This is a genomic window from Microbacterium sp. ER1 (assembly GCF_023383675.1).
Taxonomy (GTDB): Bacteria; Actinomycetota; Actinomycetes; order Actinomycetales; family Microbacteriaceae; genus Microbacterium.
The window spans coordinates 39,068-59,632 of the sequence record NZ_QCXO01000122.1 but is presented as its reverse complement, the minus strand read 5'-3'; the positions used below and the strand labels follow the sequence as shown (position 1 = coordinate 59,632).

The following is a 20,565-nucleotide window of genomic DNA, read 5'->3' as shown; positions in this document are numbered from 1 at the left end:
TTCGCGGGCAGTGCCGGAGCGTCGGGGCGGAGCGACGAGAGGGGGTCGAATCCCGCAGCCGCGCGTGCGAGCACGTCGTCCAGTTCGAGGTGGGCGAGCCCCGGGTCGTCAAGCTCCTCCCACGTACGCGGCGCCGCGACGCCGGGGCGGGCGCGCCCGCGCAGGGAGTACGGGGAGATCGTCGTCTTCTTGCCGTTGTTCTGGCTCCAGTCGAGGAACACCTTGCCCCCGCGCACGGCCTTGGACATGACGCTCGTCGCGAGGTCCGGGTGGTCGTTCTCGATGATGCGGGCCAGTTCTTTGACCACGGCGGAGACCTCGGCGCTGGTCTGCTCGCCGGGCAGGGACGCGTAGAGGTGGATGCCCTTGCTGCCGCTCGTCACGGGCAGGGGGTCGAGGCCCATACCGGTGAGGAGCGTCCTGGCGATCCGGGCGACCTCGGCGCACTGCGCGAGGTCGGCGCCGGGTCCGGGGTCGAGGTCGAGCACAAGACGGTCCGGGCGACCGGGCAGGCCCTCCGGGGTGAACCGCCATTGCGGCACGTGCAGCTCGATCGCGGCGACCTGCGCGAGCCACACGAGCGTGGGAACGTCCTCCACCAGCGGATACGCCTTGGGGCCGTCGGAGTGCTGGATGTCCTGCCGCGGGATCCAGTCCGGAGCCCCGGGCTCGAGCTGCTTCGTGAAGAAGGAGTCTTCCGGGGCGGCGGCGGTGCCGACCCCCTCGACCCAGCGCTTGCGGGTGACCGGGCGGCCGTCGAGGAGGGGCAGGAGCAGGGGCGCGATGGCGGTGTAGTAGGCGATGACCTCGCCCTTGGTCGTGCCCGTCTCCGGATAGACGACCTTGTCGAGGTTGGTCACGCGCAGTCGTCGGCCGTCGACCTGTACGACCTGCGCCTCTCCCACCATGGAGCCAGCGTAGTCAAGGGGTGGTCGTGACGGGTGGGGCTGGTGTCTACTGGTGTGATGAGGACGATCTGGAAGGGCGCCCTGACGTTCGGGCTGGTGAACGTGCCGGTCAAGGTGTACTCCGCGACCGAGGACCACGACGTGCCGCTGCATCAGGTGCACGACAAGGACGGCGGCCGCATCCGCTACCAGCGGACGTGCGAGGTGTGCGGCGAGACGGTCGCCTACTCCGACATCGACCGCGCCTACGTCGACGACGGGCAGACGGTCGTGCTCACCAAGGACGACCTCGCCGCGCTGCCGGCGGAGAAGAGCCGCGAGATCGACGTGGTGGAGTTCGTGCCCTCCGAACAGGTCGATCCGCTCACCCTCGACAAGCCGTACTACCTGGAGCCCGACTCGAAGTCGCCGAAGGCGTACGTGCTGCTGCGCAAGACCCTGGAGCAGACCGACCGCACCGCGATCGTGCGGTTCACGCTGCGCCAGAAGACGCGGCTCGCCGCCCTGCGCGTGCGGGGCAAGGTGCTCGTGCTCCAGACGCTCCTGTGGTCGGACGAGGTCCGGGAGGCGGAGTTCCCGTCCCTCGACGAGGACGTGCGGATCTCGAAGAAGGAGCTGGAGCTGTCGTCTTCGCTCGTGGACAGCTACTCGGCCGACTTCGACCCCGAGGAGTTCGTCGACGAGTACCAGAAAGAGCTCCGCACCCTCATCGACGCGAAGATCGAGGCCGGGGAGACGTTCGACGTGGCCGAGACGTTCGGCGGCGACGGCGAGAAGGCGGCGGACGGCGGCGAGGTCATCGACCTGATGGAGGCGCTGCGCGCGAGCGTGGCCCGCTCCAAGGAGAAGCGCTCGAAGAACGCGGGCTGATCCGCGACGGGGTCAGTGCTTGCCGTCGCCGTCGAGGTCGGGGGCCCGGTCGAACACGTCGGCGTCGAGGACGAGCTCCTCCGCCTCCTCGTGGTCGGTCACGACGTCTTCGCCCGCGGCCGCGGCCTTCTTCGCCTTGTGGCGCTCGGTGAGGTAGTGCCACAGGGTGACGATCGCCGTGCCGCCGACGGCGATGAGCAGGATGATGTCGATGTACTCGACGACGAGGTGCCGGATCCACGGGATGTAGGCGATGAGGTAGCCGACCATCGTGAGGCCGAAGCCCCAGATCATCGCTCCGATGAAGTTGTAGAGCGAGTAGCGCCGCCAGGGCATGTGGCCCACGCCGGCCGCGACCGGGGCGAACGTGCGCACGATCGGCACGAAGCGGGCCAGGATCACGGTGAGTCCGCCGAAGCGCTCGAAGAACGCGTTGGTGCGCTCGACGTTCTTCCTGCTGAACAGGCCGGATTCCTTGCGTTCGAACACCGCCGGGCCGCCCTTGTGGCCGATGACGTAGCCGACCTCGCCGCCGATGAACGCCGAGAGGGCGATGAGCAGCGAGACGACCCAGATGTTCACGCCGAAGACGTTGCTCGTGTGGGTCAACAGGCCCGCGATGATGAGCAGCGTGTCACCGGGCAGGAGGAAGCCGACCAGCAGACCGGTCTCGGCGAAGATGATGAAGCAGACCACGAGGAGCGCCCACGGACCCGCCGCCCCGATGATCGTCTGCGGATCGAGCCACGGGATGAGCGCGGTGGGGGCGTGCAGCATGCTTTCGAGCACTGGCGGGATTCCCGTCGGTCGTGAGGTGTCGGCGGTGGAGCGATGCGGGCGCCGAAGCACCCGTCGTGCGGAAGGTGGGACTTGAACCCACACGCCCTGGGGCACAGGAACCTAAATCCTGCGTGTCTGCCAATTCCACCACTCCCGCGCGGTGGCTTCAGTCTACTGACCCCCGCGCTGTTCGACCCTGGGGATCGTCCCGCAGTTCCGCGCCGTCACGCAGGGCGATGACGCTCCAGTCGGACGACGGCGACGAGGACTCCCGCCGCGAGCGCACCGAGTCCGCCCATCGCCATGTCGCCGATGGTGTCCTCGTAGGTGACGAAGATCTCGTCGGTGACGAAGGTGCGCCCCGCCCACTCGATCATCTCCCACACGGCGCTGGCCGCGAGCCCGATGACGGTGCAGAGGACGATCGGGATGCGGGGGCGGAACGCGGGTGACTCCTGCGCGGTGACGATGCCGAAGCGGGAGAGCACGAGGTAGGCGCTGGCGGCGAGGGCGCCTGTGCAGACGAAGTGCACGACGAGGTCCCACCCGGTGAGCGTGCGGTACAGGTCGAACACGTTGCTCGCCGCCGCGATGAGCACGATCAGGCCGATCGCGAGGTCGATGCCGCCGCGCATCCCGAGGACGCGGGGGAGCATGAGGGCGGGAAGGGCGAGCGCGAGGATGCCGGCGTCGGTCGGGGTCGACCAGATCGCCGCGACGAGGACGCTGAGGATGCCGATCACCCGGACGGCGTCGGCGCCGTACTCCGCCACGGACTGCGGCGGGCGGAGGAAGTCCTCCTTCATGCGGGCTCCTCGGGTGCGGCAGCGGGGGCGAGATCGATCAGGGCGTGCACGGGGAGGTGATCCGACGGCCAGCCCCCTCCATACTGCCGCGCATCGATGCCGGCCCGGCGCACGGGAAGCGCGGGGGAGACGAGGATGCCGTCGATGCGGCGTCCGCGGCGGGGCGTCCGATAGCCGGCGAACGTGCTCCAGGCGGGTGTGCGGCGGGACACGGCGGCCGTCCACGAATCGCGGAGGACGCCGTCGGCTTCCAGGGCGCGCCACGGTGCCGAGCCCGCGGCGGCGTTGACGTCCGCGAGGAGGATGATGGGTGTCGCAGAGGCGACGGCGAGGTCGTGCACCGCCTGCGCCTGACGGAGCCGCGCCCACGGCGAGAACGCGTCGAGGTGGGTGTTGAGCACGGTGACGGGAGCGTCCGTGCGGCGGTCGCGGAAGGACGCCTCCACCGCCACCCGCGGCGCGACGCTCAGCCAGGAGCGCGAACCGGGGCGATCAGGGGTGCGGGAGAGCGCGACCTGTCGCCAGGTGCGCAGCTCCAGCCGGTCGGCGTCGTAGAAGAGGGGACAGCCCTCGCCGCGGGGTCCGGGGAGGCGGCCGTGGCCGACGCGGCGGAACGACGGGCCGAGCGCGGCGGAGACGGCGGCAGCCTGCGCGGGGAGGGCCTCCTGCACACCGAGGAGGTCCGGCCGCTCGGTGCGCAGGAGCGCGGTGAGCCGGGGGCGTCGGATCTCCCAGCGGTCGGCGCGCGGCCAGGCGAGTGCACCGAGGTCGCGGCGGATGTTGAGGGTCATGACGTGCAGCTCGGTGGCGGATGGTGTTCCGAGGAGCGGGGCGGTCATCGGCGGGCTCCGGGCGCGGGGACGCCGAGGCGGTGCAGTACCCGGCGCAGCACGAGCCGCACCCAGCGCACGGGAGGGAAGTCCTCCGGCCAGTGCACGAGGACGGTCCTGGCACCGACCCAGGCCCGGCGGGCGAAAGAGCGGGCGCTGCCGAACGGGCGCATGGAGATGCCCATGTCGGTGTGCAGGAGCCAGCGGATGCGGTGGCGCTCGCCGACGTGGAAGGCGAGGTCGAGGTCGTCGTGGAGTTCGGCGTCGGCGCGGTGCACGCGGGCCCGGACGGCGAGCCAGGCCGTGCGGCGGAGTGCGAGGTTCGACCCGAACAGCGGTGCGTGGCCGAGGGCAGAGCCGCAGACGACGACGTAGGAGAAGAGGTAGGCCGCCGCGAGGGGGCGGCGCAGGAACCGAGGGCCGTCCACGAAATGTGCCCCGCCTGTCCAGGCGCCGACCCGCGGGTCGCGTGTGCACGCGGTCGCCATCGTCTCGATCCATCGCGGCCCCGGGACGCCGTCCGCGTCGAGCCGCAGGATCACGTCGCCCGTCGCCGCGTCGTACCCGGTCGCGCTCGCCGCGGGGATGCCCGGGGTGTCGCACCGCACGACCCGTGCACCGTGCTGGGCGGCCACGGCGGCCGACTCATCGGTCGAGGCGTTGTCCACGACGATGATCTCGTCGGGCGGGAGCGTCTGCCGGGCGAGGGCGCGGAGACACCGCCGCAGTTCCGCCGCGTCGTCCTTGACCGGGATGACCACGCTCAGGGTTGGTTCGGGGGCGGCTGGTGTGGCGCGGTGCACGTCGTCTCCTCGCAGGTCTGCTCCTCAGCCTAAGGAGCGCGACGACGGGGGACGTACCGGTTGACACCGGGGCGGGCGGCTCGATACGGCGGCGTCAGGAGGAGCTCTCGATGCAGACCGCTTGTCCCTCGACGAACGTATCGATCGCGGTCCGGCGGAGTTCCTGTTCGCGGTCGGGGTCCGCGTCGTCGCCGTTCTGGACGCCGACGCGGTAGTCGTAGAGCGCGCGCAGGTCGTCGCTCACCGCCGTCGCTGCCTCCTGCACCTCGCCGTCGACGTCCAGCTCGGCGTACTCGTCCGCGAGCTCCTTCAGGCGCTCGGTCTGCTCCGGGCTCGGCATGCCGCCGACCGTGTCCTGGGCGAAGAAGGCCTCGAGCTCCGTATCGACGGCGGCCACGCTCTGGCACTGCAGGAGATCGGCACCCCCGGTGCAGCCTGACAGGACGAGAACGGCGAGGAGCCCGCACGAGACAGTGAACCGCTTCATGCCTGCACGGTACCGGGTGCCGGACGGCCTCCGTTCGGAGGCGGCGGATGGGGTGTGGATAACTCAAGGGGCCGGGAGCGGATCGTTGCGAGGATGCAGGGATGGAGCAGCCCGCGTCGATCATCGCCGACCTCGTGCGGCGTCGGCTGCGGACCGAGGGGGTGGATCCGGCGACGGACCCGGAGCGGGCGCGGAAGGTCGCCCGGGCCGAGGTGCGGCGTCACGATGATCGGGCGCTCGCGCGGGGCGGCGTGCTGGTCGAGGACGAGGCGGCGTGCGTGCGGGACGTGCTGGCGGCGGTGAGTGGCTTCGGTGCTCTGCAGCCGCTGCTCGACGACCCGGGCATCGAGGAGGTGTGGGTCAACGGCGACGGGGTCGTGCACACGGCGCGGGGTGGGGTCGCGGAGCGGACGGCGCTGCGGTGGGACGGGGCGACGGTTCGGGATCTGGTGGAGAGGATGCTGCAGGCGACGGGGCGGCGGGTGGACATCGGGCAGCCGTTCGTCGATGCCTCGCTGCCGGACGGCTCGCGGCTGCACGTGGCGATCGCCGATGTCGTGCGCGGGGCGTGGGCGGTCAACATCCGCAAGTTCCTTCCCGGGCACCGCTCACTCGACGCTCTCACGGCGCAGGGCGCACTGACTCCCGATGCCGCGCGGGCCCTCGGTGAGGCGATGCGGACGGGCGCATCCGTGATCGTGTCGGGAGCGACCCATGCGGGCAAGACGACGATGCTCGGAGCGCTGCTCGCCGCCTGCGCGGCCGAACAGCGCATCATCACGGTGGAGGAGACGTTCGAGCTCGCGGTGGACGGCCCTGACGTCGTCGCGCTGCAGGGACGTCAGCCGAGCCTCGAGGGGACCGGCGAGATCACGCTGAGGCGGTTGGTGAAGGAGGCCCTGCGGATGCGACCGGACCGGCTCGTGGTGGGGGAGGTGCGCGATGCGGAAGCACTCGACCTCGTGCTGGCGCTCAACACCGGAGTGCCCGGCGCCTGCACGGTCCACGCCAACTCCGCCGCGGAGGCGCTCGACAAGCTGTGCTTGCTGCCCCTCCTCGCCGGCCGGAACATCGACCGCGGCTTCGTCGCCCCGGCGATCGCGTCGTCCGTCGACCTCGTCGTCCACTGCACGCGCGATGCGGCGGGGCGCCGATACGTCGAGGAGATCGTCGCCCCGACGGGTGAGGTGATCGAGGGGCGGGTGCTCAGCAGGCCGATTTTCGGAGCCGGGCGCCCCCGCGGCCGATCGGCCCCGGCCGGCTCGGAGGTTCTCGCATGACGTTCCTCCTCGGCGCGACGCTCGCGGCCGGCGTGCTCCTGATCCTGTCACCGTGGCTGTGGCCGGCAGGGGAACGCTCCGCGTCCTCTCCGCATCGCGGTCGCCTGGCTCGTCTCGCGGGCGAGGCGGGGTTCCCGGCGGTGCAGACCCGCTCTCTCCTGATCGGCATCGCCGGTGCCGCGCTCGGCGCCGCCTCCCTCGCCTGGCTCGTCACGGGGATCGCCGCGCTCGCGATTCTGGCCGGGCTGGCCGGAGGCACGGCGCCGATCGCCTACCTGCGTGGCCGCCGTCTGCGGCTGCGGCGTCTGCGGCGCCAGCTCTGGCCCGACGTCTGCGACCTGCTGATCGCCGCGATCCGGGTCGGTCTGTCGCTCCCCGATGCGGTGGCCACCCTCGCGGAATCGGCTCCACCGCCGCTCCGCCCCGCGTTCGATGGGTTCGCCCGAGACCTGCGGAGCAGCGGACGGTTCGACGCCAGTCTCGACCGGCTGAAGGCCGTCCTCGCTGACCCTCTCGGGGACCGGATCATCGAGACCCTGCGGATGGCACGGCAGGTCGGCGGGACCGAGCTCATCGGCGTGCTGCGGGCGCTCTCCTCGTCGGTCCGTGCCGATGCGGCGCTCCGCGGCGAGGTCGAGGCGCGGCAGTCGTGGATCCGCGGGGCGGCCGTCCTCGGAGCCGTGGCGCCGTGGGTCATCCTCACCCTCCTGATCCTGCGGCCGGAGGGGGCCAAGGCCTATGGCACGCCGGAAGGGATCGCCGTGATCGTCGTGGGCGCGGTCGTGTCCGTCGTCGCGTTCCGCCTCATGATCCGGATCGGTCGGCTGCCCGAGCCGCGTCGGTGGTTCGGGTGAGCGGGCTCTCCGCGCTCGCCGTGGCCGTGCTGCTCGGCGGGGGATTCGCCGGGGGTGTCCTCTCGCTTCTGGCGGGCCTCCCGCGGTGGCGGGCGGCGTCGCTCGCGTCGCGGATCGCGCCGTACGTGCGGGACGTCGTCGACGACGAGGTGTTGCCGCGCGATGCCTTCGCCCGGCCCGGCACCCTGCCCGCCGGAGGGTTCCGCCTCGGCGCGCGCGGGGCGCGGGCGCTCGACCGTCTGCTCGGCGGGACGGATGCTCTCCGACGGCGGCTCGCGCAAGCGGGCTCCGCACTCGATCCCGTCGCCTTCCGCGGTCGTCAGCTCGCGGTGATCGTGGGCGGAATCGCTGCCGGAGCGCTCGCCGTCATCGTTCTCGTCGTGATCGGTCGGTGGTCGCCTCCGGTCGGGTCGATCCCGCTCCTCGCGGGAGCGGCGGCCGGTGTGGCGTACGACCTGCGACTGTCGACGCGGGTGCGCGCGCGGAAGGTGCGCTTGACCGAGGAGCTGCCGACGACGCTGGAGTTCCTGGCGCTCTGTCTCTCGGCGGGCGAGGGGTTCCTCGATGCCGTGAAGCGCGTGGCCGGTGTGGGGTCGGGGGAGCTCACGGGCGAGCTGCGCCGCGTGGTACTGGAAGTCGGGACGGGGTCGCCGCTGGCGGACGCGCTGACGGCCATGGCGGCTCGGTTGGAGCTTTCCGGGCTGACGCGGGCCGTGGACCAGATCGTCGCGGCGCTCGAGCACGGAGCGCCGCTCGCCGCCGTCCTGCGCGCTCAGGCCGACGATACGCGGGAGGAGGCCAAGCGCACGCTCATCGAGCAGGCCGGACGGAAGGAGATCTTCATGCTGCTGCCGCTGGTCTTCCTGATCCTGCCGCTGTCCGTCGTGTTCGCGATCTACCCGGGCCTGTTCATCCTGCGCCTCGGCATCGGGTGAGTGGTCGGCGGGTGAGGTCGCGAGGGCTTACCTTTTGACTATGGGAAGTCTCGAGTACAACAGCTCTCGTCCGCCGATCGACGTCGAGGACACCCTGCTGGCGCATCTGAAGATCGTGATCTCCACGAAGCTGCGGCGTCAGGAGAGCTTCATGATGACGTGGCCCTCGGGGACGAAGAGCCCCGGCCGGCTCTCCGCGTGGATGCACCCGGCCATCCCGCTGGTGCTCGAGTTCGACGCCGACCCGGTCCCCGCGATCGACCCGGCCCGGGTCAGTCACATGATGGAGCGCTTGAACGCGCGCGGCGAGCTCCTCATCGACGAGTTCACCTCCTGACGCTGCCGCGGCTTCCCGCGGCGCTCAGACGTCCCAGTCCGGTAGTCCCCCGAGGTCTTCGGCGAGGCTTCCCTCGCCGGCTACCTTGACCCGGAAGAGGAACACTCGCGACGTCGGGTGGACGAGGACACTCGCGAGGCCGTCCGACGTGGCGAACGAGACGAATGTCGGCTCGGTACGTGCGGCGGCTTCGATCCGTTCTCGGAGGGCGACGACATCGGTGCCGCGAGGCAGAGGATAGGTGAGCCCGTCGATCTCGACCCGCGCCCGCATCTCATCGTCAGGTCCGGGGCGCATGCGTGACAGGCTATCCCTCGTCGTGGTGTCCGGACCCGGGGTTGTGCGAATCGTGCGACGGGAGTACAGAACCCCGCCGCTTCGCCCTTCGCGCAGCGACGACGATGATGATGACGGCGACGAGGATCACCACGCCGACGACGATCGCGATCAGCACCGGAATCGACGGCAGCAGGGGGTTGGGTTCCATGGGGCAGGAGCCTATTGCGCTCCCGCGGCTTCCGGTAGACGACCATGAAGGCCGCCCCTGTGGATAACGTCCGCGCCGCGGCGGGTCTCCGATGCACACTGGCGGCATGATCTCTCGTGCGCGCTCGATACTCCGTGCCTTCCACGATGACGAACGGGGAGACGTGCCCGGCTGGGTGCTCGTGACCCTGATGACCGCGGGCCTCGTCGTGCTCATCTGGGCGGTCGCCGGACCCGCGCTCACCTCCCTCTTCGAGCAGGCCATCCAGCGGGTGTCGGGGCTCTGACATGCGTGCGCCTGCGGGGGTGACCGACGACCGCGGATCGAACCCGGTGGAGTTCCTCCTCGTCGGCACCCTGCTCACCGCGCTCACCCTCGCGGTGCTGCAACTGGCGTTCGCGATCTACGTGCGCAACGTCGTCCATGACGCCGCCGTGGAGGGGGCGTACTACGCGGCTCTCGCGGACACGACGGCCGCGGAGGGGGAGGAGCGGGCGCGCGAGGTCATCCGTCGCGCGGTCGGCCCCTCCTATGCCGACGACATCACGGTGGCCTCGGCACGGCGAGGCGGACAGGAGACCGTCGCAGTCCGGATCCGGACGACGCTCCCGGTGTTCGGGCTCGTCGGTGTCCCTGCGGCCTTGCAGGTGGAGGCTCACGCACCGGCGGAGTCGTTCGATGCGCGATGACGCGGGGTCGAGCTCGCTGGAGTTCATCGCCGTCGGGGTGATCATGCTCGTGCCGCTGCTGTACCTCGTGATCGCCGTGGGCTCGGTGCAGGAGCAGTCGCTGGGCGTCGAGGCTGCGGCGCGCCAGGCCGCACGTGCCATCGCCTCGGCACCCGACATCGCGGCGGCGGCCGACCGCGGGGAGGAGGTGCTGGACGGGATCGTCGCGGAGTACGGCATCGATAGCGGAGCGGTCGACGTCTCCGTGTCGTGCCGTCCCCGGACCTCGGCCTGTCCGGCGGCGGGAGCGACGGTGGTCGTCACGGTCTCGACGCGCGTACCGCTGCCGCTCGTGCCGGGCGTGCTCGGACTCGACCAGGCGACCTCCGTCCCCGTCGAAGCGGTGTCGGTGCAGAAGGTGTCGCGGCGATGGGGCGGGGGATGAGGGGACGCGTACCGGCCCGGAAGCAGCACCGTGAGGGCGGCGACGACGGGAGCGTGCTGCTGCTCGTGCTCGGCTACCTCCTCCTCGCGCTCGCGGTGCTGTTCGTGTGCATCTGCGCCACCGACCTCTACATCGCCCAGAAGCGGCTGGACGGTCTTGCGGATGCGGCGGCGCTCGCCGGAGCGGACGGCTTCACGCTGCAGGTGGAGGGGGAGGTGCCGCGCGCGACGCTCACCGACGCGGGGGTGGCCGAGCAGGCGGTGCCGCTCGTCCTCGGAGCGGGGTTCGAGGCGACCGTCGTCGACGCGGGCACCCCGGACGGCGTGAGCGCGCGCGTCACCGTCGCGGCGACCTGGCACCCGCCGCTGCTCTCGCCGTTCGTGCCGGACGGGGTGCCCCTGCAGGCGACGGCGACGAGCCGGACGGCACTGCGCTGAGCGACCGGGTACTCAGTCGTCGGCCGGGTCCGGCGTGCGCGGCGGCGTGCGGGGCACGAACCGGGGGATCCAGCGGAGGAACCCGGCGGCGCCGACGAGTCCGATCAGGCCCATGGCCCCCGCCGCGAACGACAGGGACGCGACCGCGGTGATGCCCGAGACGAGGAGCGGAGCGACGGCGCCGCCGGCATCGGTCAGCGTGCGCCACGACCCGAGGAACGCGGCGGGGTCGTGCTTCGGCGCGACGTCCGCGCCGAGAGTGAGGAGGATGCCGCTCGACAGTCCGTTGCCGACGCCGAGGACCGCGGCGAACATGCCGAACCAGAGCACCGCGGAGTCGAGGTCGTGCGTGACCGACAGGGCGAGGAACCCGGCGCCCATCAGCACCATCGCGGGCATCGCCGCCCAGAGCCGGCCGAAGCGGTCCATCACCTGGCCGCTGGCGTAGAAGAGGGCGAAGTCGATGGCGCCGGACACCCCGACGACGAGAGCGATGGTCGACGCGTCGAGGCCCAGGGAGAGCCCCCACAGCGGCAGGACGACCTGCCGTGCCGATCGCACCGCGGACAGCGAGGCCGCGGCGAGTCCGAGCCGACCGAGCACTCCGCGCTGCCGCCACATGGTCTGGAAGATCCCGGCCCGCTCGACGGTGGGGATCGACCCGGTCACGGCCTCTCCGCTGTCCTCCGCGAACCGGATCGTCGTCCGCAGCGGTGCGACCGTCTTCTCCGGATCCGGTCCGAAGAGCACGAGCACGACCATGACCACGAGGCAGGCGAGGAAGAACCAGATCGCCGCGGCCTCGGTGCCGAAGAGCTGCAGGAGACCCGCGGAGACGAACGGGCCGATGAAGATGCCCAGACGGAAGCTGCCGCCGAGCAGGGAGAGCGAGCGGGCGCGGAACGCCAGCGGCACCCGCGTGGTCATGAACGCGTGCCGGGCGAGCCCGAACGCCGCGGCGCACAGGCCCAGGAGGAACACGGACGCCGCGAGGACCCCGAGCGACGGCGCGAACACCATGCCGACGGCGGCGAGGATGGCGATGACGCCTGCGATCACCATCGTGAAGCGCTCGCCGATGCGCCCCACGGCCCAGCCGGCCGGGAGATTGCCGCACAGCTGACCGACCACGAGCGCCGAGGCGACGAGGGCGGCGAAGGCGACGTCGGCCCCCATGGACGCGGCGATGACCGGGATGAGCGGGATGACCGCACCTTCGCCGAGGGAGAAGAGGACGGTCGGCAGGTACACCATCGGCCCGAACTGGCGGAGGACCGTGGATGCACTGCTCACGCCCTTCACGCTACTCCGGTCGGCGCGGACGACCGGACACCACCGTCCCCGCGCGCGCGGGCGGCACGTTAGGCTGAGGTGTCATGCTCGAACTAGATCTCTCCGCCGAAATCCAGGCGCTCAGGCACACCTTCGGCGACATCAGCGAGGTCGTCGATGTCAACCGTCTCCGCGAGGACATCGCGCGTCTCAGCGAGGAGGCCGGCGCGCCCGACCTCTGGGACGACACCGAGAACGCCCAGAAGGTCACCAGCGCGCTGAGCCACCGTCAGTCGGAGCTCGCCCGCATCACCGGCATCGCCCAGCGCCTCGACGACCTCGAGGTGCTCGTCGATCTGGCGAACGAGATGGGTGACGAGGAGTCGGCGATCGAGGCCCGCAAGGAGCTGCAGACGCTCACCGACCTCATCAACCAGCTCGAGGTGCAGACGCTGCTCGACGGCGAGTACGACGAGCGCAGCGCCATCGTGACCATCCGCTCCGGCGCCGGCGGCGACGACGCGACCGACTTCGCCGAGATGCTCATGCGCATGTACCTGCGCTGGGCGGAGCGTCACAAGTACCCCGTGAAGGTCATGGACACCTCGTACGCGGAGGGCGCGGGCATCAAGTCGGCGACCTTCGAGATCGACGCGCCCTACGCCTTCGGCACGATCTCGGTCGAGGCCGGTACGCACCGCCTCGCCCGCATCAGCCCGTTCGGCTCCGCGGACAAGCGCCAGACGTCGTTCGCCGCCGTCGAGGTCATCCCGCTCATGGAGGAGGCGACCGAGGTCGACATCCCCGAGAGCGACATCCGGGTCGACGTCTTCCGCTCTTCCGGCCCCGGCGGCCAGTCCGTCAACACGACCGACTCCGCCGTGCGCATCACGCACCTCCCGACCGGAATCGTCGTGTCGATGCAGAACGAGAAGTCGCAGATCCAGAACCGCGCCGCGGCCATGCGCGTGCTGCAGAACCGCCTCCTCCTGCTGCAGAAGGAGCAGGAGGCCGCCAAGAAGAAGGAACTCGCGGGCAACATCACCGCGAGCTGGGGCGATCAGATGCGCTCCTACTTCCTCTACGGACAGCAGCTCGTGAAAGACCTCCGTACGGGCCAGGAGTCCGGCAACCCCGCCGCCGTGTTCGACGGCGATCTTGACGACTTCATCTCGGCGGGCATCCGCTGGCGCAAGCGCAAAGACGAGGACTGATCCTTACGACGAAGGCCCCGGGAGCTCCCGGGGCCTTCGTCGTGCGGTGCGGACGGGTCAGCGAGCCGACGCCTCGACGGTCACGCGCGCGACCTCCTGCAGCATCTCGTCCGTGATGACGACCACGTACGACGGGCTCTCGGCGACGTCGAACGAGACGGTGCCCTCCGCCGTGGACCCGGCGTCCTGCTCGCTGGACTCCAGCGTCGCCTCGCCGAAGATGTCGTAGTCGCCCTCGGTGCCGTCTGCGGTCTCGACGGAGAAGTAGAGCGGGTTGACGTAGGTCGTCCCGTCGAGCGTCTCCCAGGCCACGTCGATCACCAGATATCCGCCGTTCGCGGGCTCGAAATCCGTGCCGTTGGTCGGGCCGAACGTGGCGGAACGGATGGTGACCTCGGCCGTGCCCTCGAGCTGCGGCACGGTGACCGGCTCTCCCAGCGTGCCCTCGGCGACCTCACCCGTACCCGCGTCGCCGGTGTCGTCGGTCTCCGGCGCCGGGCTCTGAGTCGTGCCCTCGTCGTAGTCGGGAAGCGTGACCGGACGCACGGTGTTCGCGACAGCCAGCACGAAGAAGATGCTCACGACGATCGCGACGATGCCACCGAGCACCGACACCCCGAGCCCGGTGATCCCCGGCCACTTGGTGCCCTTCAGGAACAGGGAGATGAGCGAGACGATGAACCCGGCCGCCAGGAGGAACCAGGCGAACGGCAGCGTCACGGGGATGAACGCGAGGAGGAGGCCGAGCGCGGCGAGCCCGAGGCCGACGAGTCCGAGCACCGAGACCTTCTTCGCCGCCGCGGGAGCCGGCGCCTGACCGGGGTACGCGCCCTGGCCGGGATACGCCCCCTGCCCCGGATACGTTCCCTGCCCCGGATACGTTCCCTGAGTGCCCGGTGCCTGGCCCGGGTATCCGCCGGCGCTCTGCGCGCCCGGGTACGCGCCCGGTGCCGGGTAGCCGCCCTGGCCCTGGTACGCGTTCTGACCGGCACCGGCCGGCGGGACGATCGGCGCCGCGCCGGGGAGGTCGTGCGCGCCGCTGGTCGGTGCGCTCCAGTCCTGTGCCGGCTCAGGCGCGACGATGAACTCGGTCGCGGGCTCGTCCGGAGCGATCTCGCGCTCGGCGGCGACGGGTTCCGGAGCGACGGTCTCCGCCGACGCCGTCGGCTCCTGTCCGAGGGGAGCGCTATCGTCGGTCGCCGCGGCGGGGCTCTCCGCCGGGGTGCCCTCCGCGCCCGCGTCTTCGGTCGCCGTCGCGGTGGTGTCCTCGGTCGCCGTCGCGGTGGTGTCGCCTGTCGCCGTCGTCTCCGGCGCGAAGTGCTCGGTCCACTGCTGGCCGTCCCACCAGCGCAGGCGCCCGGAGCCGTCGTCGTACCAACCAGCAGGTGTCGTCATGGGGATCCCCTCCGTGTGTGCGCTCGCGTGGGGCACGCGAATCGACACTCCATGTATAGCAGCGGGCGACGACGCCGGTGGGGCCGGGGGGCGGAGGAATCGCAGGGCGGCGTGCTGCGCGGCGGGGTGTCGTGCCGAGCCGGAGGCGGTGGCGCGCTTAGGCTCGATTCGCCATGATTCGGTTCGAGAACGTCACGAAACGCTACCGCGGGACGTCGAAGCCCGCCCTGTCCGGTGTCGACTTCGAGGTGCAGCGCGGGGAGTTCGTCTTCCTCGTCGGTGCCTCCGGGTCCGGCAAGTCCTCCTGTCTGCGCCTCATCCTCCGCGAGGACGTGCCGACGAGCGGTCGGGTGGCCGTCCTCGGCCGCGACCTGCGGGCGCTCGCGAACCGGAAGGTGCCGTACTTCCGTCGGCACATCGGCTCGGTGTTCCAGGACTTCCGGCTGCTGCCGTCCAAGACGGTCTATCAGAACGTCGCCTTCACGCTGCAGGTCACCGGCTCGTCCCGCGGCTTCATCCAGCAGGCCGTTCCCGAGGCGCTCGCTCTCGTCGGACTCGACGGCAAGGAGAAGCGCATGCCGCACGAGCTCTCCGGCGGGGAGCAGCAGCGCGTCGCGATCGCCAGGGCGCTCGTCAACCGTCCGCAGGTGCTGCTGGCCGACGAGCCCACCGGAAACCTCGACCCCGCGACCTCCGTCGACATCATGCAGCTGCTCGCCCGGATCAACGCGGGCGGCACGACGGTGCTCATGGCCACGCACGAGGCCGGCTTCGTCGACCAGATGCGCCGCCGCGTGATCGAGCTCCGCGACGGCGAGATGGTCCGCGACGAGGTGCACGGCGGATACGGCGACACCTCGAACATCCCGCGCCTGGTGCCGGAGGAGGTCCGCGGTGCCGCGGCCGCCGCCGCCCTCACCGCCGTGCAGGAGGTGCAGCGCCAGACCGCCGACCTCTCCGTGGTGCGCGCCGCACTGGCCGAGGAGCTGGACGCCCAGCGCCGGGCTGCGGCCGCATCTCCCGCGGTCACCAAGCCCGCCGCCGACCCGGCCCCGCAGGTGGTCGAGCCGCCGGAGCCCGCGCGGGAGCCGGGCGTGGTCGAACCGCCGGACGTGGTGCATCCCCCGGCCGCGCCGCCGTCCGCCGCCGCGCGCCCCGCCCCCGGGGCGCCGGGGACGCGTCCGATCGTGATCCCGGAGGTGGACGTCGCCGAGCTCGGCGTGGCGGACCGCCTCGGCCTGTCGGACCAGGACGACGAGGAAGTGGGCCCGACCTCATGAGAATCGGCCTGATCCTGACTGAGGCCCTCGTCGGCCTGCGGCGCAACATCTCGATGGTGATCTCCGTCGTGCTCGTCACGTTCGTGTCGCTGACGTTCGTCGGTGCCGCGATCCTCATGCAGTCCCAGATCGGCGTGATGCGCGGGTACTGGTCCGAGCGCGCCCAGGTGGCCGTCTACATGTGCTCCGCGGTGTCGGAGTCGGACACCTGCGTGGACGGCGCGGCGAGCGAGGAGCAGGTGGCCGCCGTGCGCGCCCAGCTCGAGGGCGACGCGCTGTCGCCGCTCATCAGCTCCATGACCTTCGACACGAAGGAGGAGACGTACGCCAAGCTCGTCGAGCAGGTGGGGGAGGAGCAGGCCAGCGTGCTCTCGCCCGACCAGGCGTTCGAGGTCTTCTTCGTGACCATGAAGGACCCGGGCCAGTCGCAGGTGCTCGCCGAGGCGTTCAGCGACCAGGCCGGAGTGGAGCAGGTCCAGGACCAGCTCCAATACCTCGAACCGCTGTTCTCCGCGCTGACGGTGGCCACCTACATCGCCGTCGGCATCGCCGTGCTCATGCTCATCGCCGCGACGCTGCTGATCGGCACGACGATCCGGTTGTCGGCCTACGCGCGGCGCAAGGAGATCGGCATCATGCGCCTCGTGGGCGCGTCGAACCGTTTCATCCAGACCCCGTTCGTGCTGGAGGGCGTGTTCGCCGCGCTGCTGGGCTCCGCCCTGGCCAGTGCCGCCGTCGTCGCGGGCATGCACTTCGGCGTGAACGGCTACCTGCGCGGCCGCGTGCCCTTCATCACCACCTGGGTGACCATGCAGGATGCGGCGCTCGTCGTCCCGGTCCTCGTCGGGATCGGCGTGGTCCTCGCGGCCCTGTCGGCGGGCTTCGCGATCCGACGGTGGCTGCGCACCTGATACCCTGAAAGGCTGCTCGGCCGATCCGCTGCCGAGCCGTCCACGGCACCACAGCACAGGAGATCATCATGCCCAGGGAACGCGGGGAGAAGGTCATCGCGACCAATCGTCGCGCGCGTCACGACTACAACATCGAGAAGTCGTACGAGGCGGGGATGGTGCTCACCGGCACCGAGGTGAAGTCGCTCCGCCAGGGGCGCGCGAACCTCAGCGACGGGTACGCGTTCGTGAAGGGCAACGAGGTCTTCCTCGACGCCGTGCACATCCCGGAGTACTCGCAGGGGCACTGGACGAACCACTCGGCCAAGCGCATCCGCAAGCTCCTCCTGCACCGGGAGGAGATCGCGAAGCTCGCCCACGCCGTCTCCGCGGGCGGATACACGCTCATCCCGCTCAAGCTGTATTTCTCGGACGGTCGCGCCAAGGTCGAGATCGCTCTCGCGAAGGGCAAGCGCGAGTACGACAAGCGTCAGACCCTCCGCGAACGCCAGGACACCCGTGAGGCCGAGCGGGCGATGCGGCTGCGCAACCGGGTGGGCGAGTAGCCGCCCGCGCTCAGAGGCTCGGCGTGAAGCCGAACACCCGGCCGAGGAACGCGAGCTCGCGTTCCAGCGCGTCGACGATGGTCTCCGCGCTGCGGAACCCGTGACCCTCGCCCGGGTACAGCACGTACTCGTGGTCGATGCCGTTCGCCGCCAGCGCGTCGCGGATGGCCTCCGACTGGGGCGGCGGCACGACACGGTCCTCCCCGCCCTGCAGCAGCAGCACCGGCACGTCGATGCGGTCGGCGTGGGTCAGAGGCGAGCGCTCGATGTACACGTCCTCGGCGGCGGGGAGCGGACCGACGAGGCCGTCGAGGTACGACGCCTCGAAGTCGTGGGTCTCGGCGGCGAGCATCCGCAGATCCGCGACGCCGTAGCGGCTGATGCCCGCGGCGAACGTGCCACCCCGCACGAGCGCCGAGAGCACCGTCCAGCCGCCCGCCGAGCCGCCGCGGATGGCGATGCGCGCGGGATCGGCGAGACCGGCGTCGGCGAGCCCGCGAGCGGCCGCGATAACGTCGTCCACGTCCACGACGCCCCACTGTCCCTGCAGGCGGTCGCGGTACGCCCGACCGTAACCGGTGGACCCGCCGTAGTTCACGTCGAGGACCCCGATTCCCCGGCTCGTGAAGAAGGCGATCGAGGCGGAGGCCGCTCCCGTGACATGGGCGGTGGGCCCGCCGTGCACGAGCACGATGTAGGGCGGGAGCTCGCCGTCGGCGCCGCGGGGCTCTCCGGGCGCGGCGGGCGGATAAGCGAAGGCGTGCACGGGGCCGTGCGCCCCCTCCACGACGAGCTGCTGGGCCGCCGGCATCCAGTCCTCGTCGACCGGAGCGCCGCCGGTGACGGTCTCGACGGCCCCGCTGTCCACGTCGACGCACCAGATGCCGGAGGTCACGCGCGAGCCGTCTCCGCTGAGCAGCACGCGGGAGCCGGAGACGTCGTCAACGCTGAGATGCCCGTCGCCCGGGACCGCAATGGCGCGCGTCTCGCCGTCCGGGGACACGAGCTGCACCTCGTCGCGGCCGTCGGTGCGGACGGCCACGAGGCGGCCGTCCGCCAGCGGCTGGAACCAGCGGTTGCCGAGCACCCACAGGCCGTAGCCGGTGTCCGCGTCGGATGAGGTGAGCGGGCGGGAGGCACCGGCCTGGAGGCCGTCGAGCGCGAGGTGATGGAGCTGCCAGCGTCCCGAGCCGTCGTCGGCGAACACGAGCGCGTCGTCGCCGATCCATTCCGGCTGCAGGGCGGCGGAGGTGGGGACCCGGGTGATCGTCCCGCCGGCCGCCGATCCGATCGCGAGCGCGGCGCTCTCCCAGGGCATGCTGTCCGCCTGCCATTCGACCCAGGCGACGCGGCTGCCGTCGGGCGAGAGCGCGGGATGGGCGAAGAAGCCGGGACCCTCGACGATCACCCGGATCGCGGAGGCGTCCTCGGCGGCCGAACCGTCCACGGGGATCTCCACGATCGCGCGGCGGTGCGGGTCGGTCGAGAGGTCTTCCCGCACGGCCAGCAGACGGCCGCTCTGCACGCGCAGCCCGCCGTACGCGGGGCCGGCGCCGGTGAGGGGGCTCGGCTCGGCACCCCGATCCATCCGGTGCACGCGCTGGTCGGTGCCGGAGACGAAGTACAGGGTGTCGCCGTCGACGGTCCAGGCGCCGCCCCCGTACTCGTGCACACGGGAGCGGGCGTTCCAGGGCGCCGGGAGGATCTCCGCGCCCGTCGAGCTGCGCACCGTGACGCGTCCGCCCTCGGCGGGCACGGACTCGGCCCACCACACCTCGTCACCCACGAAGCGGGCCCCGTCGATGCGCGGCGCCGCTCCTGCGACGGCTTTCGCGGTGAAGGGGGAGGACCAGGAGCCGAACGGTGAGGACATGCCTCGAGCCTACGGGCGGTGACACACGACGTCACACTCGTGCGGCGGGCCGAGGGCGTGTTCTAAGTTTCTGGAAACGCCCGGTTCATCCCGGGCGTGGAGCGACAGCCGAGCCCGGCACCCGCCCGCGAACGACGTGCTCTTCGTCGTGCGCGGACCCCGGCCCCTGTCCCCTGGAGAGAAGATGTCTTCCACGTTCGACGCCTCCCGCGCCTCCCGCGCCTCCCGCGTGCCGTTCTCCTTCGAGCTCTACCCGCCGCGCTCGGAGTCGAGCCAGGAGGCCCTGCACGAGACCGTCCGTCGTCTCGCCGCGGCCGGCCCGGAGTTCCTGTCGGTGACCTACGGTGCCGGCGGCTCGACCGGCGGCCGCTCGCTCGATGTGCTGCGCTTCATCCGGGAGCACACCGACGTCGAACCCCTCGCTCATCTCACCTGCGTCGGCAACACCTACGCCGGAGCCACCGCGCTCATCCGGGAGTTCCTCGACGCCGGGATCCTCCGCTTCCTCGCCCTGCGCGGAGACCCGCCCGCGGGACAGAGCGAGCCCTTCCTGGGGGACCTGGAGAGCGCCGCCCAGCTCGTGCAGCTCATCGATCGCGTCCAGGCCGAGCGCGCGCCGTACCAGGAGTCTCCGGTCCCCGGTCTCCCCGGGGCCGCACTCGTGGCCCCGCGGCAGAAGGTCGACATCGCGGTCGCCGCGTTCCCGAAGGGGCACCCCCGGGCCACGCACCGCACGCAGGATGTCGAGGCGCTGCTCGCCAAGCAGGCCGCGGGGGCGACCTTCGCCATCACGCAGCTCTTCTTCCACCCCGACGACTACCTCGCCTTCGTGGAGCGCGCCCGCGCCGGAGGCGTCACCATCCCGATCCTCCCCGGCATCATGCCGATCACATCGCCGGCCCGGCTCGCCCGGGTGCTGGAGCTGACCGGGGAGGACCTGCCCAGCGAGCTCGCGATCGCCCTCGATGTCGAGCCGACCGCCGAAGGGCGCCGGGAGATCGGGATCTCCTGGGCCGCGCGCCTCGCCGCCGACGTCGTCGCCGGCGGGGCCCCCGGCGTGCATCTGTACGCCTTCAACCAGCACGAGACCGTCTTGACCGTCCTCGCCGAAGCCGGCATCGTCCCGGCGCTCCGGCACTAGTCCCCGC

General features: G+C 71.5%; 25 protein-coding genes and 1 tRNA gene. 14 read left to right on the top strand and 12 right to left on the bottom strand.

The features are described from left to right. A partial coding sequence (gene ligD, locus BV453_RS03270) for a non-homologous end-joining DNA ligase (protein ID WP_249520873.1) occupies window positions 1-908 on the bottom strand: 908 nt, incomplete at its 3' end. A 57-nt stretch (window positions 909-965) separates the two neighbouring features. Here ligD and BV453_RS03265 point away from each other — a divergent pair. After that, entirely contained in the window at window positions 966-1,778 is an 813-nt protein-coding gene (locus tag BV453_RS03265; RefSeq protein WP_025105313.1) for a Ku protein, read from the top strand. Window positions 1,779-1,790: 12 nt separating this feature from the next. Here BV453_RS03265 and BV453_RS03260 read toward each other — a convergent pair whose 3' ends face one another. The 6 genes from BV453_RS03260 to BV453_RS03235 all read right to left on the bottom strand — a co-directional run bounded on the left by BV453_RS03260 (window position 1,791) and on the right by BV453_RS03235 (window position 5,484). Then, complete coding sequence (locus tag BV453_RS03260; protein WP_249520872.1) at window positions 1,791-2,555, bottom strand: DedA family protein; 765 nt, start codon at window positions 2,553-2,555, stop codon at window positions 1,791-1,793. A gap of 78 nt (window positions 2,556-2,633) precedes the next feature. Continuing rightward, window positions 2,634-2,715 (bottom strand) — tRNA-Leu (locus BV453_RS03255). A gap of 67 nt (window positions 2,716-2,782) precedes the next feature. Next, on the bottom strand, window positions 2,783-3,364 hold the full coding sequence (locus tag BV453_RS03250; RefSeq protein ID WP_249520871.1) for a hypothetical protein: 582 nt from the start codon (window positions 3,362-3,364) through the stop codon (window positions 2,783-2,785). Further along, window positions 3,361-4,203: an endonuclease/exonuclease/phosphatase family protein gene (locus BV453_RS03245; RefSeq protein ID WP_249520870.1), complete on the bottom strand. Its 843-nt coding sequence runs from the start codon at window positions 4,201-4,203 to the stop codon at window positions 3,361-3,363. Before BV453_RS03245 ends, BV453_RS03250 begins: the two co-directional genes overlap by 4 nt. After that, window positions 4,200-4,997, bottom strand: coding sequence for a glycosyltransferase family 2 protein (locus BV453_RS03240; RefSeq protein ID WP_249520869.1), 798 nt, complete (start codon window positions 4,995-4,997; stop codon window positions 4,200-4,202). The genes BV453_RS03245 and BV453_RS03240 overlap by 4 nt, the downstream gene beginning before the upstream one ends. Before the next feature lie 94 nt (window positions 4,998-5,091). Beyond that, a complete protein-coding gene (locus BV453_RS03235) occupies window positions 5,092-5,484 on the bottom strand; it encodes a hypothetical protein (RefSeq protein ID WP_249520868.1) in 393 nt (130 codons plus the stop codon). A gap of 101 nt (window positions 5,485-5,585) precedes the next feature. On the opposite strand from BV453_RS03235, the gene BV453_RS03230 reads away from it, so the two are divergent. The 4 genes from BV453_RS03230 to BV453_RS03215 are packed head-to-tail and all read left to right on the top strand — an operon-like array spanning window position 5,586 to window position 8,890. Then, window positions 5,586-6,764 (top strand): CpaF family protein, encoded by a 1,179-nt coding sequence (locus BV453_RS03230; protein WP_249520867.1) that lies wholly within the window; start codon window positions 5,586-5,588, stop codon window positions 6,762-6,764. After that, window positions 6,761-7,618, top strand: coding sequence for a type II secretion system F family protein (locus BV453_RS03225; protein ID WP_025105306.1), 858 nt, complete (start codon window positions 6,761-6,763; stop codon window positions 7,616-7,618). Before BV453_RS03230 ends, BV453_RS03225 begins: the two co-directional genes overlap by 4 nt. Beyond that, complete coding sequence (locus tag BV453_RS03220) at window positions 7,615-8,553, top strand: type II secretion system F family protein (protein ID WP_025105305.1); 939 nt, start codon at window positions 7,615-7,617, stop codon at window positions 8,551-8,553. Before BV453_RS03225 ends, BV453_RS03220 begins: the two co-directional genes overlap by 4 nt. Before the next feature lie 40 nt (window positions 8,554-8,593). Next, window positions 8,594-8,890, top strand: coding sequence for a hypothetical protein (locus BV453_RS03215; RefSeq protein WP_085603505.1), 297 nt, complete (start codon window positions 8,594-8,596; stop codon window positions 8,888-8,890). A 24-nt stretch (window positions 8,891-8,914) separates the two neighbouring features. On the opposite strand, the gene BV453_RS03210 is transcribed toward BV453_RS03215, so the two are convergent. Continuing rightward, complete coding sequence (locus tag BV453_RS03210) at window positions 8,915-9,187, bottom strand: hypothetical protein (protein ID WP_126893634.1); 273 nt, start codon at window positions 9,185-9,187, stop codon at window positions 8,915-8,917. Between the two features lie 10 nt (window positions 9,188-9,197). After that, window positions 9,198-9,377: a hypothetical protein gene (locus BV453_RS03205; protein WP_126893635.1), complete on the bottom strand. Its 180-nt coding sequence runs from the start codon at window positions 9,375-9,377 to the stop codon at window positions 9,198-9,200. A 106-nt stretch (window positions 9,378-9,483) separates the two neighbouring features. Between BV453_RS03205 and BV453_RS03200 the strand changes: the two genes are divergently transcribed. The 4 genes from BV453_RS03200 to BV453_RS03185 are packed head-to-tail and all read left to right on the top strand — an operon-like array spanning window position 9,484 to window position 10,927. Further along, window positions 9,484-9,663 carry a hypothetical protein gene (locus BV453_RS03200; protein ID WP_126893636.1) on the top strand — a complete coding sequence of 60 codons (180 nt, stop codon included), beginning with the start codon at window positions 9,484-9,486 and terminating at the stop codon, window positions 9,661-9,663. A gap of 1 nt (window position 9,664) precedes the next feature. After that, the gene (locus tag BV453_RS03195; RefSeq protein ID WP_249520866.1) at window positions 9,665-10,066 is read left to right on the top strand and encodes a TadE/TadG family type IV pilus assembly protein; all 402 of its coding nucleotides are present in this window, start codon (window positions 9,665-9,667) and stop codon (window positions 10,064-10,066) included. Beyond that, window positions 10,056-10,490, top strand: coding sequence for a TadE family protein (locus tag BV453_RS03190; protein WP_249520865.1), 435 nt, complete (start codon window positions 10,056-10,058; stop codon window positions 10,488-10,490). Before BV453_RS03195 ends, BV453_RS03190 begins: the two co-directional genes overlap by 11 nt. Further along, on the top strand, window positions 10,487-10,927 hold the full coding sequence (locus BV453_RS03185) for a pilus assembly protein TadG-related protein (protein ID WP_249520864.1): 441 nt from the start codon (window positions 10,487-10,489) through the stop codon (window positions 10,925-10,927). The genes BV453_RS03190 and BV453_RS03185 overlap by 4 nt, the downstream gene beginning before the upstream one ends. A 12-nt stretch (window positions 10,928-10,939) precedes the next feature. Here BV453_RS03185 and BV453_RS03180 read toward each other — a convergent pair whose 3' ends face one another. Continuing rightward, a complete protein-coding gene (locus BV453_RS03180; protein WP_126893649.1) occupies window positions 10,940-12,181 on the bottom strand; it encodes an MFS transporter in 1,242 nt (413 codons plus the stop codon). Window positions 12,182-12,303: 122 nt separating this feature from the next. On the opposite strand from BV453_RS03180, the gene prfB reads away from it, so the two are divergent. Then, window positions 12,304-13,413 carry a peptide chain release factor 2 gene (prfB, locus tag BV453_RS03175; protein ID WP_025105296.1) on the top strand — a complete coding sequence of 370 codons (1,110 nt, stop codon included), beginning with the start codon at window positions 12,304-12,306 and terminating at the stop codon, window positions 13,411-13,413. A gap of 57 nt (window positions 13,414-13,470) precedes the next feature. Here the strand turns inward: prfB and BV453_RS16545 are convergent, their stop codons facing one another. Beyond that, window positions 13,471-14,808 (bottom strand): DUF2510 domain-containing protein, encoded by a 1,338-nt coding sequence (locus BV453_RS16545; protein WP_283398793.1) that lies wholly within the window; start codon window positions 14,806-14,808, stop codon window positions 13,471-13,473. A gap of 173 nt (window positions 14,809-14,981) precedes the next feature. On the opposite strand from BV453_RS16545, the gene ftsE reads away from it, so the two are divergent. The 3 genes from ftsE to smpB all read left to right on the top strand — a co-directional run bounded on the left by ftsE (window position 14,982) and on the right by smpB (window position 17,544). Continuing rightward, window positions 14,982-16,088, top strand: a complete 1,107-nt coding sequence (ftsE, locus tag BV453_RS03165) for a cell division ATP-binding protein FtsE (protein WP_025105295.1) — start codon at window positions 14,982-14,984, stop codon at window positions 16,086-16,088. After that, window positions 16,085-16,999, top strand: a complete 915-nt coding sequence (gene ftsX / locus BV453_RS03160) for a permease-like cell division protein FtsX (RefSeq protein WP_025105294.1) — start codon at window positions 16,085-16,087, stop codon at window positions 16,997-16,999. The genes ftsE and ftsX overlap by 4 nt, the downstream gene beginning before the upstream one ends. 68 nt (window positions 17,000-17,067) lie before the next feature. Next, window positions 17,068-17,544 carry an SsrA-binding protein SmpB gene (smpB, locus tag BV453_RS03155; protein WP_050722832.1) on the top strand — a complete coding sequence of 159 codons (477 nt, stop codon included), beginning with the start codon at window positions 17,068-17,070 and terminating at the stop codon, window positions 17,542-17,544. A gap of 10 nt (window positions 17,545-17,554) precedes the next feature. Here the strand turns inward: smpB and BV453_RS03150 are convergent, their stop codons facing one another. Then, the gene (locus BV453_RS03150; RefSeq protein ID WP_249520863.1) at window positions 17,555-19,417 is read right to left on the bottom strand and encodes a prolyl oligopeptidase family serine peptidase; all 1,863 of its coding nucleotides are present in this window, start codon (window positions 19,415-19,417) and stop codon (window positions 17,555-17,557) included. A 184-nt stretch (window positions 19,418-19,601) separates the two neighbouring features. On the opposite strand from BV453_RS03150, the gene BV453_RS03145 reads away from it, so the two are divergent. Next, window positions 19,602-20,558 (top strand): methylenetetrahydrofolate reductase, encoded by a 957-nt coding sequence (locus tag BV453_RS03145; protein WP_249520862.1) that lies wholly within the window; start codon window positions 19,602-19,604, stop codon window positions 20,556-20,558. Window positions 20,559-20,565: the final 7 nt, after the last annotated feature.